We start from the raw sequence: 17,787 nt of genomic DNA, 5'->3' as shown, positions 1-17,787 counted from the left end.
TCTTGTTCTTTTCGCGCGGAGCAATCGGCGCGGAATCGGCGCAGTCTTTTCTTGATTAGGCGCACGGAGTGGCGGCATGTAAGCACAGACCCAATGCCCGCACTATTTTGAGAACAGTGGCGAAATCCGGATGGCCTTCCGGCGACAGCGCTTTATTGAGGCTTTCGCATTCAATGCCAGTTTCGCGAGCGATTTGCGTTATACCTTTGGCCCGCGCGATGTCTCCCAAGGCCGCTGTTATCATTGAAGGATCGCCATCTTCAAGCGCGGCTTCCAGATAGGCAGCCATGTCCTCCTTGGTTTTCAAATGTTCGGCCGCATCCCAAGGCTGGATTAGGGTTTTTGCCATGAGAATCTCCTACAATTCGCGCGCCAGATTGATCGCTGTATAAATATCCCGTTCTTGGGAGCGTTTATCGCCGCCTGCAAGAAGGATTACCAATGAACGTTCGCGTATTTTGAAATATACTCTATAACCCGGACCGTAGTCGATGCGTAATTCCGAGATGCCTTCACCGACGGGTCTAACGTCTCCGAAGTTTCCCAGCGACAAACGGCGAATACGAATATCAATTCGCGCTCGCGCTTGCCGGTCTCGCAAACTGTCGAACCATTGGGCTTAGGCCTCTGTCTGGTGAATTTCGATCATTGTTAAACTATATCTTATTGAATTATAATAAACAAGAAAAACCTTTGGTTGACTGACGGATATTCACTCTACGACATATAGAGATTATAACTGATAATCGTGCATTTGAAGCGCGACGCTGTTGTTTGCCAGTGGCGCCCGTATTTTTTAAATGTTGGAAGAAAGTAGATTATCTGCGTCAGTTCCCATCTTCGCCGCTTCGAAGGTTTTCGAAGCCAAGCGGTCCGAAGTGACGTTGCCGATTTCCCCGGCTTGAAGCGTCAGTTCGTTCTCGCCTTCCATGCGCACGACGCCCTTCTCCACCATGACGACGACGTCGTTAGGAGATTGATTGGCAGGTTTTTTGCCGCCCATGAAGACTATGATTCCTACTAAAGCGACAATGCAGACGACGACCGCTAGAGCTAGCCATTTGTTCATAGCCCCCTCTAAAGGTATGTTTATGGATTGAAGGTTATCGGATATTGCGTTTTACTAAAAATCGTTTTTCATAATGAAAGTCAATAATCCTAAAAAAAACAGTTGGCGATTTGTTTGAGAATATTAATCCTTATTTTTTAATAAGAATGCGTAATAGCATCCTTATTACCCAAAAGGCGAGCGGAAAGTATTTATAACTCACTGAATTTCTTTTACTAATCACTCGTCACTTGTCACTAATCACTATTTTTAGGATTATGAAGCCGTTATTCTCGTTATTCCCAACCGATATTTCTTATAAAATATAAAGAATCGCATCTTTGGGAGGAATGAAAATGAAGGTTTATCGCAGCATCTTATCGCGCCGGAATTTTATATACCGCGCCGCTTTCGCCGCCGCCGCTCCTTTCGTCATCCCCTCTTCCGCGTTAGGATTGGACGGCGCCGTGGCGCCTAGCGAGCGGATTGCGCTGGGAATCATCGGAACCGGCGATCACGGCGTCAATCGCAATATCAAGCGCTTCCTGCCAGAGCCGGACTGCCGCATCGTCGCCGTATGCGACGTGGATCGCAAGCGGCGCCTTGGAGCCAAAGCCCTGATCGAAGAGCGTTACGGCGAATTGCTGCCAAAGGGAACGTATAAAGGCTGCGACGATTGCAACGACTTCCGCGAATTGATCGCGCGAGAAGATATCGACGCCGTCATGATCGCCACGCCCGACCATTGGCACGTCATTCCCGCCATCATGGCCGCCGAAGCGGGCAAAGACGTAATGTGCGAAAAGCCGCTTTCCCTCACGGTTCTCGAAGGCCGGGCGCTCAGCGACGCCATGCAGCGCACGGGACGCATCTTTCAAACGGCTTCGGAAAACCGCTCCGTGGAAGTCTATTACCGTATGTGCGAACTGGTGCGCAACGGACGCATCGGCAAGCTGCAAAGCATCAAGGTCGGCCTGCCGCAAGGTCATTCCATCCAAAAAGCCGGCATGGATCCGGCGCCTGTTCCGGAAGGCTTCGATTATGACCTCTGGCTCGGCCAGGCACCCGAAGCGCCTTACTGTCCCGCACGCTGCCATTGGAACTTCCGCTGGATTCTCGATTATTCCGGCGGGCAGTTAACCGACTGGGGCGCCCACATGATCGATCTAGCGCAATGGGGCAACGATACGGAACATACCGGCCCCATCGAAGTGGAGGGGAAAGGCGAATTTCCCAAGGAAGGCCTATACAACGCGCCGACTCAATTTCACATCGACTACAAATACGCCAACGGCGTCTCCCTGACCGTTTTTTCCAAAGAACCTTCACTGCGCTTCAAGGGAACGGAAGGCTGGATCGGCAACACCGGGTGGTGCGGGCCGCTGGAAGCCAGTTCGCCCTCCATCCTGCAAGAAAAAATCGGCGAAAACGAAATCCATCTCTATACCTGCCCGGCGGGCGAACAGCGCAATTTTCTCGACGGCATAAAGACGCGCAAACCCTGTTACGCTCCCGCGGAAGTCGGCCATCGCACCATCACCATCGCTCATATCGGCCATATCTCCATGCAACTGGGACGCAAACTGAAATGGGATCCGGACCAGGAACGCTTCATCGGCGATCCGGCGGCGAATTGGATGCTCAACCGCCCCATGCGCTCGCCGTGGAGCCTATAAAGAGAACGCTTCTTGCCGTAGGGTAGAGGAGAATTTCGGTTTGGGAATAATCAACGAACGACAATGAATGCGAAGGAGAAGAATCATGCCGAAATCGGCGGGTTTTACTTTAATCGAACTATTAATCGTTGTCGCTATTATTGGAGTATTGGCCGCCATCGCCGTTCCCAATTTCATCAATGCGCAGACGCGAGCCAAGATCGCCCGCGTCCAGGCCGACGCCGAAAGCATCGGAACCGCCTTGGAAATGTATAAACTGGACACGAACGAGTATCCTCCCGACGCCCGGTCCGGCGTCTATACTCATTTCGCCTTATATTGGGCCAAACAACCCTCCAGCGGCAAACACTTGACCACGCCCATCGCCTATATGAGTTCCATTCCCATCGATCCCTTCAACAGCAAAATGGAATGGAAAGGATGGACGCCGATCAGCGACGCTCAAAACTATCAGAAATCGCAGTTCTTTCTCAATCGCAAATACAACGAAGGCGTCAATTCATGGGAACCGGGACTTCCCTTCGCAGACCTTTTCAAGGGCGCCGCGTGGCAAATCTATTCCATCGGCCCATCCATTAATTACGGCTGGCGCGCCGAATTGACCGCCTGTTGGCTGATGCCCTACGACGCCAGCAACGGCTTGGTCAGCCAGGGCGGCATCTGGCGCATCGGCTCCTGAACCGCTTGCAATTTTGGATTTTTTTTGGAATGATTAAAAGCCGGTTGGCGTTTTCAAACCTATCTATATTCATTCGAAACTCGATGGAGGAGAATATTATGCATTGCCGAAAAATTGTATTCGCGGGTCTGGCTTTAGCGATTGCCATCAATCATGTTTTTTATGCAAGCGCGGCGGAACGTCCATCCGTCAAATCCCCGCAAGTATCGGACGACGGGCGCGTCACGTTTGAACTCTACGCTCCTAATGTTCAAAAAGTAAGTATGAATTGCGGCGAAATGCAATCGCAGATCGGCGCATCCTCCAAAGAGATGACCAAGGGCGAGAACGGCGTTTGGAGCCTGACGGTAGGGCCGCTGAAGCCGGGGATTTACGACTATACCTTCGATGTGGACGGCGTAGTCAATACCGATCCCTCCAGCCCCTTCGTCTTCGGCAACCGCCAAGGTTCGCGCGGCTACGTCGAAGTGCCCGGTCCCAAAGGTCAGCCGCGTCATGACGAATGGCGCGATGTTCCTCACGGATCGGTAAACATACACTGGTACGCCTCCTCGGCGGCGGAGGGCGCACGGCGGCGCGTGCATGTCTATACGCCGCCGGATTATTTCAAGAACGGGGAAAAGAAATATCCCGCGCTCTATCTGCTGCATGGCAGCGGCGATAACGATTCCCATTGGATGTGGATCGGACGCGCCAACGTCGTCGCCGACAACCTGATCGCCGACGGCAAGTCGCAGCCGATGATTGTCGTCATGCCCGATGGCCATGTTCCGCTTCCCGTTTCTATGGAACAAGACCGCGCCAACCGTTGGAGCCGTTCCCGCGAAGCTTTCGAAAAAGATTTGATGACCGATGTTATCCCCTTGGTGGAATCGGCGTATCGCGTTCTGCCCGGACGCGAAAATCGCGCCATCGTCGGCTTGTCGATGGGCGGCGGCCAATCGCTCTTCGTGGGATTGAACAACCTGGATACGTTCGCCTGGGTGGGCGGTTTCAGTTCCGCCGCTAGAGGCATGGAGCCGGTCGTCGCCAAACTGGCCGCCGAGGCCGAAGGCGTCAATAAACAAATGAAACTGCTGTGGATCGCCATCGGCAAGAACGATTTTCTGCTGGAAGAAAACCATAATTTCATCAAGTCGCTGAAGGACAATAAAATCGATCATATTTACAACGAGACGGAAGGCGCCCACCAATGGAGCGTCTGGCGGCTCTATTTATCCGAGTTTATCCCGCTGCTTTTCCGTTGAACAGCATAGAAGAAAGAAATGTAGGGCTGGCTCAAAGCAAAGCGTAGCCCACCATTGCCCCATTGAAGAAAGGAACAAATTAATGCAGCGAAATATGGGATTGATAGCTGTTTTATTCTTTATCGGCTACGTCGCAATGGCTGGCGCCCAAGATTCCAAGAACGAAATCCAATTGATCGTGCGGGGCGACGATATCGGCTCTTGCCACGCCGCCAATGTCGCCTGCATCCAATGTTATCGCGAGGGGATCGTGCGTTCCGTGGAGGTCATGGTTCCCGCGCCCTGGTTTAACGAAGCCGTGAAGATGCTGGCGGAAAATCCGCAGTTGGATGTTGGCGTTCATTTGGATTTGACCAGCGAGTGGGAGTATTACAAATGGGGGCCTATCACTCATGCTCCCAGTTTGGTGGATGAGATGGGACATTTCTTTCCCATGACAAGCCCAAATAAAAATTTTCCGCCTCATTCCAGTTTCATGGAAGCCCGCGCCAAAATTGAAGAGGTGGAAAAAGAACTGCGCGCCCAGATCGAATTGGCGATCGATAAAATCGCCAATGTCACCCATCTGAGCGCCCACATGGGAACGCCCGTCTGTACGCCTGAATTGAAAGCGTTGACGATGCGGCTCGCCGACGAATACGACTTACCTCTTGAAGCGCCCGCCGCCAAATATGCAGGGGGCTTCGGCGGCAGCGAAATGACGCCGCAGGAGAAAGAATCCGCCTTGTGCAAGATACTGGAAAACCTAAAGCCTGGCCTTTGGCTTTTCATCGATCATCCCGGCCTGGATACGCCGGAAATGCGTTCCATCGGCCATGAAGGCTACCGCAACGTAGCCGCCGACCGCGACGGCGTTACCAAGGCGTTCACCAGCGAGAAAGTGAAGTCCATTATCCAAAAACGAAGCATCCGCCTGATGAGCTATGGAGAGTTAAACCAAAAGGAATGATTTGGAAAAGTAGGATGGGTCGCGTTTTTTGACCCATCATTACTTGGAGAGGGAATCGACTTCATTCGGATTTATACATGCCATTAAGCCATACGGAGGGATTGCGATGAACAGGAAAAACCTAACCGGATGGATTCTCGTATTCATTCTTTTTCAATCTCTTTCCACCCAAGCCTCGGAAATTCTCGATCTGGCCCGGTTGATCCCCGGCAAGACGTATGCGCAAAACGCTTTATGGATCGAAACTCCATTGACGGCGCGGTTCAATTCCTCGAAAACGGTAACCGTCGTCGACGCAACTGGTCCAGCGGCGATTACCGTGATCCATTTCGCCATGCCCCAGACGTTGAAATTGAACCGTGACCTCTTGTTGAAAATGTATTGGGACGGCGAAGCGGAACCCAGCGTCGACGTCCCGTTGGTGGATTTCTTTTGCGATCCCGCCGGAACGCGGGACGAAGTCAATACGGCAATGGTGAATAAACAGCGGGGCTTCAACGCTTATTTTCCCATGCCGTTCCGCCGCTCCGCCCGCATTGAGTTGGTCTACGATGGACCGGTCGAGCCGGGCGAGGAACTGTGGAAAATCATGCCGTGCTACAGCTATGCGATGATCCGAACCGATCAAAATATCGATGACGATATCGCTTACTTTCACGCCTATTGGCGGCAGGAGGGATTGCTGTTGGGGAAGGAGGATTATCTGGCATTGGAGGCGAAAGGAAGAGGGAAGTTCATTGGTTGGAACGCCACGGTGCGCCGCCCTGGCCGCTCCGGCTATCCTGTCGATGAGAACGCGAAATTTTATATCGACGGTGAGGAGAAGCCGTCCGTCGAATTGCAAGGCATTGAAGATTCCTTTGGCTTTAGCTGGGGCTTTCCTCCCGTGGACGTGCAATTTCCTTATACGGGATATTGTAAATTTCTCCAAGGCGCTATGGCTTATCGTTTCTTTCTCAACGATGCCATCTCGTTCGATCGCTCGCTGCGCCTGACGATCGGCTTCGGCGAAAACGAAGATCCCTTTTTCCGCCAAGAGTTTTCCAAGCCGGGAAACGAGCTGCAACTCTCCACCGTCGTTTATTGGTATCAACGGGAACCTCATGCGCCGCTGCCTCCCTTGCCCGCCGCCGCCGAACGCGCCCCGGCGCCGGAAAATCCGCTGTGGCCGAGCGTGGAAAAACTGCCAATGGAGGAAGAACTGCGAACCCAGGGCGTGAAAATCTATATGCTTTGCGGCCGGCCGCAGAAAGAAGTGATTTTCGCCGAAGAAGGTTACGGCGCGGAAACGAAAAAAGGATACAGCTGGGACGGCTTCCGGCCTCCGGTTTACCATTGCCGCGCCGATGACAAGGAGCTGATTATCGAATTGACCGTTCCCCCTCGCTCCGTGGGAACCGTTCGTCTCTACGCCATCGACGCCGATCAATTTAAAGGAGGGCGTAAACAGGAAGTCTGGGTAGGGAAAACCTCCTTAGGCGTCATCGAACATTTCGAAGAAGGGCGATGGCTCGAATGCCCGGTCTCGTCGGATGAATCGGCTCTAGGCCGCCTGTATATCCGCGCCCAAAATAAGCGCGACGCGGCGAATGCGGTTCTTTCCATCGTGGAGTGGGTGGAGAAGAAATAACCTTAATAACGCATGTTACGTATTTCTATTCCCTCGCCCTTTGGGAGAGGGTTAGGGTGAGGGGTTATAAGTTCAATCAAATCAACCCTCACCTAACCTCTCCCCATCTTGGGAGAGGAATTGTAAAGACGGCAAATTCCTTGAAAAATGGCATTCATGCGTAACAAGAGTCAGTAATTCCCCTTGGTATAGGGAAATCCGTCCTTGTAATGACCTTCAACGAGAGCGATGATGTTTCCCGGACTGGTAAGGCCATTGGTGGCGTTGTATGTTTCTCCGTCAAAAACCTTGTCGGGGCCGTAGCTCAAAACGAAATACGCCGCTTGGCGGTTGCTGCGCACCGGATCTTTCGAGTTTTTGTTATAAGCGAAATAGGCGGGTTCGCAGTGATATTGTCCCACGGTGCAGCATTGCCAAGGCCATTCGCCTTTGCGTTTGGGATCGGCGAAGATGTCGGCGACGGAGGACGTGAGATAGGAAATAGGCGTCGTAACGAAGCGGTGCTGAGCGGGATCGCCGTCAATGTGCGGGGGATAGGCGCCTCGGTCTAATCTATACATAAGATAACTTTCGGCGATGGAGCGCTCTTCGGAAACGACGCGGGATATTTTGGCCCGCACTTGCGCGTTCAAGAAATTGGGAACGGCGATGGCGGCTAGGATGCCAATGATGGCCACGACGATCAGCAATTCGATGAGAGTAAAACCTTTATTGGACATTTTCGTTCTCCCCAATAGTCATTGATTCGCAAAAAAAGCATTATTCCTTCTCGTTTTCTGCCAATGCGCCTAACGAGTTTATCATTTTTCGGAAATTCGATGACATAATAAAGTATCATGAGTTAGGCGGATAAGCAATCGAATCTTCGTGGAATATTTTTATTAACGGAATGCCCCTTTAAAGGGGCTAACGATAATAGCCCGCCGTTTCAACGGCGGGTTGATTTCTGTACCGTTAAAATCGCGATGAGGATTGTTCCGGTGATAGGGGCGTTAGGAATAGAGAGGGCCAAAGCCGATAGGGCGATCGGCCCGTCATGTGCTTTGCAATCCTTGGCGTTGGTTTACTTCTACGGTGACATGCGCCAGTTCATCGTGGATGCTTAGCAGCCGCCGGAATTCGTCCGGAACGGCGGCGTCCGTCACGGCGAGCGAAAGGATGCAGGCATACTTGCTTTTTCCGACGCGCCATACGTGCAGGTCCGTGATGTCGATCTTCTCCGATCTTGCGTCGATGGCTTTCCGGATTTTGGCCACGACGGGAGCATCCATTTCGGCGTCGAGCAGGACGCGCCCGGTATCGCGCAACAATCCATAAGCCCATACTGCGACAAGTACGGCGCCCGCAATGCCCATGGCCGGATCGAGCCAATCGGCGCCCCAAAATTTGCCGCCGATCAGAGCCAAAATGGCAAGCGCCGATGTGGAGGCGTCGGCAAGGACATGCAGATAGGCGGAACGTAGGTTCATGTCGCGATGATGGCGGTCGTGGTGAAGTTCACGATCGTCCTTGAGCATCTGCGCGCAGGCAAGATTGACCAGCAGGCCGGATATGGCGATCGCAATGGCCTGGTTATATTGTATCGGCGTCGGCGAGATCAGGCGCTCAAAGGACTGATAGAGCATCAATCCGGCGACGCCTGCGAGAAAGACGGCGCTGGTATATCCGCCAAGCGCCTCAATTTTCCATGTGCCGAAGGCGAATCGTTCGTCGCGGGCAAAGCGGCGGGCGGTCCCGTACGCCAACACCGACAGTCCGAGCGCCAAAGCGTGGGAACTCATATGCCAACCGTCCGCCAACACCGCCATCGAGTTGTACGCCCACCCCCCGGCAATCTCGGCGATCATCATTACGGTTGTCAACGCCACAGCCCAACGCGCGTTTCTCTCGGCCAAGGGATTGCCTTCATCAAACGCATGGGTGTGGCGCCAGTCGTTAATAGAAGCGGATATTTGCATTGAATAGCATCCTTTGTCCAAATCGAATATCGTTTTTCAAGAATATCATTCGGCGATTTCTTTTATGAGGCTCTTGCAAAAATGATAAGGTCCGCTTTTTTAATTCTCCCCCCATGCTTGGGGAGAGTTAAGGGGGGTTGATTATATTAGACTTAAAGCAACCCCCTCCTAACGTCCCCCAAGCATGGGGGAGGAATAATGGAATTTTGCAAGAGGCTCTTATTATAAAAAATACCGGCGGCGCGCTCGATTTACAATGAATATTTATATATTCGAATCTGTTTTTTTCGCAAGGTAACCATACTGTAAAGTCATGCGCATTCCTTTTCGTAAACCTAATTTATACTGCGTGATTCTCCGAATAGCGTCCGGCGCCGGACGTTTTCCTGTCCGTTATCGGACATGGCCAGCTAGGAATTGCCTCTCGTTTTCGAAGGTAGGAATTATCGAACAGGATGAATTCGTTAAACTTATCGCCATTGGAACGATCCTTGCCTTTTAGCGGTGATCGAAGGAGATGAGAATTATGGATATACCTCGCGAATCTTCCAGACGCAAACGCATTATCCGGCGCACTCTCGCCGTTGTCTTAACCTTGATCGTAATCGGCGGCGTTACCGCCGCTCTTTCCCGCTTGGAACCGGCTGCGCCTACGGTGGAACGCTCTACCGTCTGGATCGATGCCGTGAAGCGCGGCGATATGCTGCGTGAAGTGCGGGGGCCGGGCAGCCTGGTTCCCACCGATATTCGCTGGGTGGCGCCTGAAACCAATGGGCGAGTGGAAAATATACTCGTGCGGCCGGGAACATTCGTAACGAAAGAAACGGTGATTATCGAACTGAGCAATCCCGAATTGCAATTGGATTTGGATGACGCTCAGTTGAAACTCCAGTCGGAGGAATCCAGGTTGGCGGCGAAAGAAGTGGAGTTGGAAAACCAATTGCTGAACCTGGAAAGTTCTTCCGCACAGATGGAAGCCAACCTGGCCGAAGCCAAGCTCAAAGCCAAAGCGGATGAAGAACTGGCCCAAAACGGTTTGATTTCCGATCTGCAATTGCAAGTATCCAAAGTGCGAGCGGAAGAGTTGGCCAAGTTGAAAATCATCGAGGAAAAGCGCATTACCGTTCAGCGGCGGCTTTCCAAAAAAGAACTGGAAGTGTCTCAAGCGCTAGTGGAACAAGCCAGCGCTTACCTGGCGCTGAAAGAACGGCAGGTCCAATCGCTCCAGGTAAAAGCGGGATTCGGCGGCGTGTTGGAGCAGATGCTGGTGGAAGAAGGCCATCAAGTAACTCCGTCAACAAACTTAGCCAAGGTCTCCGATCCTACGAAGCTGAAAGCAGTGCTGCGCATCGAACAAAACCAGGCGCGGGAAGTGAAAATCGGTCTTCCGGCGAAAATCGATCTGCGCAGTTCCATCTTGAAGGGGCATGTCATCCGCATCGATCCCTCGGTTCAGGAAGGAACGGTCAACGTAGACGTGGCTTTGGACGATTCGCTTCCGGCGGGCGCGCGCCCGGACCAAACGCTGGACGGATATATTGAAATCGAGAAAATGACGAATATTTTGTATGTTGGACGACCCGTCTTCGCTCAAACCAACGCCGCCATCAGCGTCTTCAAACTCGATCCCGAACGTCCTGAAGCGCAGCGGACGCGAGTTCAGCTGGGCCGCAATTCCGTCAATACCGTCGAGATTTTGGAAGGTCTGAAAGAAGGCGACCGTATAATTCTGTCGGATATGAAAGAGTACGATAAAGAAGATCGCGTCCGATTAAGATGAACCATTCGAAATAAATCCAAACAAATCTTCGTATCTATATCGATAGGATAAAAATATGTTCTTCAAAAAAACAATCCAACCGGAATCTCAAGTGCATTTTCGCGAATTGGCGCCGGACGATTCGATGTTGATCCACCTGCATGGCGTTGAAAAGTACTATCAAAACAAAGCGGGAAAAACATACGTTTTACAAGATATCAGCCTGGATATTCAGCCCGGCGAATTCGTAACGATCATGGGGCCTTCGGGCGCGGGCAAATCGACGCTGCTGCATATCCTGGGTCTGCTCGATGGCGAGTGGAACGGCGAATATTACCTTATGGGCAAACCGGTTCATAAACTCCAGCCCAAAGAGCGCAACGAATTGAACAAACAAACCATCGGCTTCGTCTTTCAGAGTTTCCATCTGCTCGATTCGCTGACCGTGTATGAAAATCTCGATACGCCGCTTTCTTATCGCAACATCAAGGCATCCGAACGCGCCTCCATCGTCTGCGACGCCTTGGACCGCTTCCAGATCGTGGGAAAGAAGGATTTATACCCCAGCCAGCTTTCCGGCGGGCAGCAGCAACTAGTGGCCGTCGCCCGCGCCGTCGTCGCCAATCCTAAACTAATCCTCGCCGACGAACCGACGGGAAATCTGCATTCCAAGCAAGGCGAGGAAATTATGGAATTATTCGCCAAACTGAATAGAGAAGGGACTACCATCGTTCAGGTTACCCATTCCGAAAAAAACGCGGCCTACGGCCATCGAATTATCCAGTTGCAAGACGGCGTCGTCGCGGGCGATATTCATTCCGGCGAATGTAAGGAAGCGGTTGGATCACGATAACGGAGCGACGTGAATTTTTAGTAGGAGAATGATGGGCTACGCTTCGCTTTGAGCCCACCCTACACAGATTAAAAGCCCACACCCTAACCCTCTCCCAGAGGGCGAGGGAATGGGATTGCGTAACATGAGTTATTAAATTACTAGAAAACTTATAAACGAAAAAGCAATAGCCAAACGGTAAAGGAGAGGCGCCATGAGTCACAATTCCGGTCTTATTCAAATGACCGACATCCGCAAGGTCTTCGTCACCGAAGAAGTGGAAACTCATGCTTTGACAAACATACATTTAACGATCGACAAGGGCGATTACATCGCCATCGCCGGACCTTCGGGCTGCGGGAAATCGACGCTGCTTTCCATTATGGGCCTGCTGGATGCGCCGTCCGATGGAACTTACATTTTGAACGGGACCAACGCCTCCGAACTCTCTTTGAGCCAGCGCGCCCGCATCCGCAACAAGGAAATCGGCTTCATTTTCCAAAGTTTCAACTTGATCGGCGATTTGACGGTGTACGAAAACGTCGAACTGCCTTTGACCTATCGCGGGATGACGGCGGCGGAACGGAAAAAACGGACTATCGAGGCGCTGGAGAAAGTAGGCATGTCGCATCGCATGAAGCACTACCCCGCCCAGCTTTCCGGCGGCCAGCAGCAGCGCGTCGCCGTCGCCCGCGCCGTAGCGGGAGAACCCTCGATCCTGTTGGCGGACGAACCGACGGGCAACCTCGATTCCCATAACGGCGAAGTAGTTATGGAACTGCTGCGCGACCTGCACCGCGAAGGCGCGACCATTTGCATGGTAACCCACGATCCGCGCTACGCGCAGCACGCCGACCGCAGCGTTCATCTCTTCGACGGCCAAATCGTGGAAGAAGAACTGCACGATTCGTTCGGCGAATCCGCAAAACCTGCTGCCATAGAGGCGTTGTAAAATCCCTTCGCTGGCGGAACGGCGATGGGCAAAGAAAATAGAAAATATGGAATCGAAAACATGTCAACATTTTTGCAAGACGTTCGTTTCGGCATCCGAATGTTAGTCAAAAACCGGTGGATTACGCTGTTGGCGGTTTTGGCGTTGACGATCGGCATTGGCGCGAATTCGACGATTTTCAGCTTAGTGAATTCCATCATGTTGAGTCCCATGCCGTTTCCCCATCTGGAGCGGATGATGCGCGTTTGCGAAATTCAAGAAGGCGAGGATGTCAACAGCACCGCCATATCCGGACCGAATTACTTGGATTTGAAGCGACAAAGCCAGTCTTTCGATTCGCTCGCTCTCGTTACGGTGAATTGGTATAACCTGACGGGAGATGGCGAGCCGGAGAGAATTTCCGTTTATATGATGACAGCAGAAATATTTCGGACGACCGGTACGCTGTCAATGACTCTCGGCAGGCCCTTTTCCGCCGAAGAAGAACAGCCAGGAAAGGAACGAGTCGTATTATTAGGGTACGGTTATTGGAAAGAACATTTCGGCGGAGACAAGGATATACTGAACCGCAAGATTTTTTTGGATGGAACGCCGTATACCGTTCTAGGAGTGCTGCCATCGGAAATGGGTTTTTTGGAAGGCGAAGCGAAAATGTGGCTTCCCTTACCAAGCGATCGCGTAAAAGAAAATCGCAACAACCGTTATTACAACGCGGTCGCTATGTTGAAGGAAGGCGTTTCTTTGCAACAAGCCCGCGCCGAAATCGATGTGATCTCCAAAAATCTCGAAAAGGAGTATCCCGAAGCTAACCAAAAATACCATCTATTTGTCGAACCGATGATCGATCGCTTGGTGCGTCTGATGACGCAGACGTTAATCGTTCTTCATGGCGCAGTGGGCTTCGTGCTTTTGTTGGCCTGTTCGATCGTCGCCAGCCTGCTCCTGGCTCGCGCCGGAATCCGGCAGAAAGAAATCGCCATTCGCACCTCTCTTGGCGCCAGCCGTTTTCGCATCATACGTCAAATATTGACGGAAAGCGTCATTCTCTCTTGCTTGGGCGGAATTGGCGGATTGATGTTGACGCTGTGGGGATTGGATCTGATGGTTGGTCTTCTGCCTCCCGGGCTTGCGCCATTTATCCTGCGCGCCGGCATTGATATTAATGTGTTAGGATTTACATTCGCCGTCTCCATTCTGACGGGATTGTTGTTTGGTCTGGCTCCGGCGCTGCAAACCTCCAAAACCAACATCGTGGAAACTTTGAACGAAGGAGGACGCGGTTCAGTTGGACGAACGAAGAGCGGGCGCATTCTGCGTTATCTGGTCGTAAGCGAAATCGCTTTATCTTTGATTCTATTGATTGGCGCGGGATTGTTAGTCAATAGTTTCGCCCGTCTCCAACATATCGATATTGGTTTCGATTCGGATAATCTTCTTACATTCCATCTCCCTCTCACCAATAGCAAATATAAAGAAGACCATCAAAAAACAGCCTTCTACAGAAACGCCATCGAACGCATCGAAAAGATTCCCGGCGCGGAGTCGGCCGGAGTTACCAGCATTTTGCCTTTGACCTGGGGAACGAGCGCGGTTTACGAAATTCCGGGCCGGGAATCGGGGGATTCGCGAGATGTACAAACGGCGGAAATCCGCCAAATCAATCCCGCCTATTTCCAAGCCATGAAAATTTCTTTGTTGAAAGGCCGATTTTTTTCGCCGGATGACGAAAATTCGGAAAGCCGCCGGATTATTATCAATGAGTTTTTGGCGCGGCGCATCGAGAATGGCGGCGATCCTATCGGGAAATACCTAACGATTCCCGATTGGGATTCCCACCCCTACGAAATCGTCGGCGTCGTCGGCAACGTCAAAGAATACGGCATGACGAGCGAATTCCGTCCGGCGATTTTTACGCCTTTCCTGCATCGTCCCGGAGGTTCGATCTGTTTCGCCATTCGTACGAAAGGCGATCCTTACAAGCTCGCTCCGGCGGTACGGCAACAAATCCGGGCGATCGATCCCGACATGCCCATCCAAAATCTCCGCAGCATGGATCGGTTGATTACCGATACGATGATTATGGAACGTTTTCGCATGATTCTCGTTTCCATGGTTTCCGTGGTGGCGCTGATACTTTCTTCGCTGGGAATATACGGAATTATCGCCTATTCCGTCAGCCAGAGGACTCATGAAATCGGCGTACGCATGGCCTTGGGCGCCCAGATGAACGACGTCGTGCGCATGGTCGTATGGCAGGGTTTCAAATTGATTTTAATCGGCGTGACGATCGGCCTGGCCGTCTCCTTCGCCGTTACAAGAGTATTGGCCAGTTCGCTCTATGGAATTGGCGCCGCCGATCCCGCAACTTACATTGTCATTTCCATTCTTTTGGGAGTCGTCTCTCTATTGGCATGCTATATCCCCGCCCGCAAAGCGGCCAACGTCGATCCCATGATTGCGCTGCGGTGCGAGTAAATCCATCTTAAGCAATGGAATGATATATTTACATTATCTATCGAGTAGATAAACAATTCGCTGGGGGATAAAACCGGTATCTGGATGAAAAGGAGAAGGGCGATGTCGGTGTTATGGCAAGATATCCGTTATGGCTTGAGGATGTTGACAAAGAACTTGGGTTTTACGACGGTGGCGACGCTATCGCTTGCATTGGGAATTGGCGCGAGCGCTTCGATTTTTTCGCTGATTAACGCCATTCTCCTCCGTTCGCTGCCGGTTCCCAATCCGCACGAACTCCGCACAATCCAATGGGCGGGGGACGATCTGAAATTTAATGGCATCTCGGGAGGTTGGAGTCTACGCGATGGCCGCGAGGTTGGCGACGGATTCTCCTATCCTGTTTTTGAAAACCTTCGAGAGCAATGCGCCGGGGAGGCGGATATATTTGGATTTAAAGAAACGGACAAGGTAATAGTCCGCGCTCGGCGCGAAGCGTTCAGCGCCGAAGGATTGTTGACGTCGGACAACTTCTTTTCGGCTTTGCAGGCGCGGCCGCTGATTGGGCGGTTGTTTATACCGGGAGAATCTACCGAGGGCGATGCGCTGGAGACGATTATCTCTTATTCTTTGTGGGAGCGGCAATTCGATCTCGATCCCAGTGCGCTTGGCCAGTCCCTCACGATAGACGGCCATAGTTTCACTGTCATTGGCATCCTTCCACGAGGATTTCCTAGCATACGCCCCGGCAACGAATTCGAGTTTTACGTCTCCATGGCCGCTCAACCGCAACTTAGGTCCGACTGCCAATTAGCCAATCCCGGCCGCTGGTGGGTTCCTCTTATTGCAAGAATAAAACCCGGCGTTTCGGAATCGCAATTGCAGGCGTCGCTCGATGTCGCTTTCGCCCATGCGTCCGATCAGTGGATGACGAATACCAAAATCTACATGGACGATGGCCGCCGGGGCGCGCGGGATTATGAGCAAGACGAATATAAGAAACCTTTGATGTTGCTATTCGGCATAGTGGGCGTGGTGGCGCTGGTAGTCTGCGCCAACCTCGCCGGACTTTTGCTGGCGCGAGGCGCCGCCCGGCAACATGAATTTTCCGTACGCGCCGCCGTAGGCGCGGGACGCTGGCGAATGATTCGCCAAACCCTGACGGAAAACGTATTGCTTTGCATGATCGGCTCCGGTTTTGGATTGTTGTTTGCGCTTTGGGGAAAAGATTTGGTGGCTCGCCTCCTTACCGGTAAGCCGGATGGACTTCGTTACGATACTTCGCTCGATCTTCGCGTGCTGGGTTTCGTTCTCGCCGTTTCCGTAGCGACAGCATTGATATCAGGTCTGCTTCCCGCGTTGCGCGCCGCTTATAGAGATCCTTTGCCGGGACTCAAATCCCACGCCGTTCTGGGAACAAATCGCTTGCGCAGCGGGAAAACGCTCGTGATCGCTCAAATGGCATTTTCATTATTGTTATTGACCGGCGCAGGACTGTATGTTCGTACATTAGTGAACATCGTAATGATCGATCCGGGATTTGCAATGGAGAAATTGTTGTGGCTAGAAGTAAATCCAGGAAAAGCCGGTTATCAGGGACAAGAGATCGAGGAATATTTCGATCGAACGCAATCCGCACTGGCGGCTATTCCCGGCGTTCGCTCGACTGCGCTCTCCCATCTGGCTTTATTGACTGGCTGGTGCACTAATGGCCACTTTTTTACATTGCCTGATCACCCCAATGCTCAAGGTTCAATGCCCTATCGGCTGACAGTAGGCGAAACGTTTTTTACGACGATGGATATTCCTTTGCGAGTGGGACGAGTGTTTACCGCCGCCGATACGGCCAACGCTCCTAAAATAGTCGTAGTCAACGAAACCTTTGTCCAACAATACTTGCCGGATGTCTATCCCATCGGCCAGATTCTCCGTGTGAAGGATACGGATTGGCAAATCGTTGGCGTTTGCGCCGATGCCAAATATAACAATATTAAGCAAGAAATTCCGCCCACCGTCTATTTTCCATGCCGCCAAGATAGCATCTTTCGAAGGGAGCATAGCGCCTTTATCGCGATCAATTCCAATCTCACCCCTTCGACGATTGTTAACGGCGTTCGCAGAACAATGGCGGCCGTCGATCCCAATGTTCCCATTCTACGAATCGCCACTCAAAAACAATTACGCGATAAATTGATTTCTTCAGAATGGATGTTCGCCATTCTGTGCAGCGCTCTCGCTATATTAGCTGTCATGCTGGCTTGCATAGGCTTGTACGGTCTAATGGCGTACAACGTTTCTCAACGTACGAACGAAATAGGCATCCGCATGGCGTTGGGAGCGACGGGCCGTCGCATCTTCTGGCCGATTCTGCGCGACGCCTTGCTAATGGCCATGGCGGGCGCTCTTTTGGGCGGACTAGGCGCTTTGGGAATTACGAGGCTGATCCAAAGCCAATTGTATGGCGTTGCTTCCACGGATCCTATGACATTCGCGATAGCCATCTTAGCCATTTTTATAATAGCCGCGCTCGCCGCACTGATTCCCGCGCGCCGCGCGGCCAACGTCGATCCCATGATCGCGCTGAGGTGCGAGTGAATTCTTTT

14 protein-coding genes and 1 pseudogene are annotated in these 17,787 nt (G+C 52.1%); 10 read left to right on the top strand and 5 right to left on the bottom strand.

Annotated elements, in window-relative coordinates; translation table 11 throughout:
- Window positions 1-55: 55 nt before the first annotated feature.
- From AB1656_03865 to AB1656_03855, 3 genes and pseudogenes are all read right to left on the bottom strand, one after another.
- Window positions 56-349: an addiction module antidote protein gene (locus AB1656_03865; protein MEW6234499.1), complete on the bottom strand. Its 294-nt coding sequence runs from the start codon at window positions 347-349 to the stop codon at window positions 56-58.
- A gap of 9 nt (window positions 350-358) precedes the next feature.
- A pseudogene (locus AB1656_03860) lies at window positions 359-649 on the bottom strand (type II toxin-antitoxin system RelE/ParE family toxin).
- 147 nt (window positions 650-796) lie between these two features.
- Window positions 797-1,069 carry a hypothetical protein gene (locus AB1656_03855; protein MEW6234498.1) on the bottom strand — a complete coding sequence of 91 codons (273 nt, stop codon included), beginning with the start codon at window positions 1,067-1,069 and terminating at the stop codon, window positions 797-799.
- Between the two features lie 335 nt (window positions 1,070-1,404).
- Here AB1656_03855 and AB1656_03850 point away from each other — a divergent pair, with 335 nt between their 5' ends.
- The 5 genes from AB1656_03850 (at window position 1,405) to AB1656_03830 (ending at window position 7,229) form a co-directional block, all read left to right on the top strand.
- Window positions 1,405-2,724: a Gfo/Idh/MocA family oxidoreductase gene (locus tag AB1656_03850; GenBank protein ID MEW6234497.1), complete on the top strand. Its 1,320-nt coding sequence runs from the start codon at window positions 1,405-1,407 to the stop codon at window positions 2,722-2,724.
- Between the two features lie 85 nt (window positions 2,725-2,809).
- On the top strand, window positions 2,810-3,403 hold the full coding sequence (locus AB1656_03845; protein MEW6234496.1) for a prepilin-type N-terminal cleavage/methylation domain-containing protein: 594 nt from the start codon (window positions 2,810-2,812) through the stop codon (window positions 3,401-3,403).
- Window positions 3,404-3,501: 98 nt separating this feature from the next.
- Window positions 3,502-4,650: an alpha/beta hydrolase-fold protein gene (locus AB1656_03840; protein ID MEW6234495.1), complete on the top strand. Its 1,149-nt coding sequence runs from the start codon at window positions 3,502-3,504 to the stop codon at window positions 4,648-4,650.
- Between the two features lie 82 nt (window positions 4,651-4,732).
- Window positions 4,733-5,599: a polysaccharide deacetylase family protein gene (locus AB1656_03835; protein ID MEW6234494.1), complete on the top strand. Its 867-nt coding sequence runs from the start codon at window positions 4,733-4,735 to the stop codon at window positions 5,597-5,599.
- A 106-nt stretch (window positions 5,600-5,705) separates the two neighbouring features.
- Window positions 5,706-7,229, top strand: a complete 1,524-nt coding sequence (locus tag AB1656_03830) for a glycoside hydrolase family 172 protein (protein ID MEW6234493.1) — start codon at window positions 5,706-5,708, stop codon at window positions 7,227-7,229.
- A gap of 170 nt (window positions 7,230-7,399) precedes the next feature.
- On the opposite strand, the gene AB1656_03825 is transcribed toward AB1656_03830, so the two are convergent.
- A complete protein-coding gene (locus tag AB1656_03825; protein ID MEW6234492.1) occupies window positions 7,400-7,948 on the bottom strand; it encodes a prepilin-type N-terminal cleavage/methylation domain-containing protein in 549 nt (182 codons plus the stop codon).
- Between the two features lie 315 nt (window positions 7,949-8,263).
- Window positions 8,264-9,187 (bottom strand): CDF family Co(II)/Ni(II) efflux transporter DmeF, encoded by a 924-nt coding sequence (gene dmeF, locus AB1656_03820; GenBank protein MEW6234491.1) that lies wholly within the window; start codon window positions 9,185-9,187, stop codon window positions 8,264-8,266.
- Between the two features lie 526 nt (window positions 9,188-9,713).
- On the opposite strand from dmeF, the gene AB1656_03815 reads away from it, so the two are divergent.
- The 5 genes from AB1656_03815 (at window position 9,714) to AB1656_03795 (ending at window position 17,779) form a co-directional block, all read left to right on the top strand.
- Complete coding sequence (locus AB1656_03815; protein ID MEW6234490.1) at window positions 9,714-10,967, top strand: HlyD family efflux transporter periplasmic adaptor subunit; 1,254 nt, start codon at window positions 9,714-9,716, stop codon at window positions 10,965-10,967.
- A 124-nt stretch (window positions 10,968-11,091) separates the two neighbouring features.
- Complete coding sequence (locus AB1656_03810; protein ID MEW6234489.1) at window positions 11,092-11,799, top strand: ABC transporter ATP-binding protein; 708 nt, start codon at window positions 11,092-11,094, stop codon at window positions 11,797-11,799.
- A gap of 193 nt (window positions 11,800-11,992) precedes the next feature.
- Window positions 11,993-12,730 (top strand): ABC transporter ATP-binding protein, encoded by a 738-nt coding sequence (locus AB1656_03805; protein MEW6234488.1) that lies wholly within the window; start codon window positions 11,993-11,995, stop codon window positions 12,728-12,730.
- Between the two features lie 60 nt (window positions 12,731-12,790).
- Window positions 12,791-15,205 (top strand): ABC transporter permease, encoded by a 2,415-nt coding sequence (locus AB1656_03800; protein MEW6234487.1) that lies wholly within the window; start codon window positions 12,791-12,793, stop codon window positions 15,203-15,205.
- Window positions 15,206-15,307: 102 nt separating this feature from the next.
- Window positions 15,308-17,779: an ABC transporter permease gene (locus tag AB1656_03795; GenBank protein ID MEW6234486.1), complete on the top strand. Its 2,472-nt coding sequence runs from the start codon at window positions 15,308-15,310 to the stop codon at window positions 17,777-17,779.
- The last annotated feature ends 8 nt before the right edge of the window (window positions 17,780-17,787 follow it).

The sequence above is a fragment of the Candidatus Omnitrophota bacterium genome, from assembly GCA_040755155.1.
Taxonomy (GTDB): domain Bacteria; phylum Hinthialibacterota; class Hinthialibacteria; order Hinthialibacterales; family Hinthialibacteraceae; genus JBFMBP01.
This window is presented reverse-complemented; position numbering and strand designations above follow the sequence as displayed.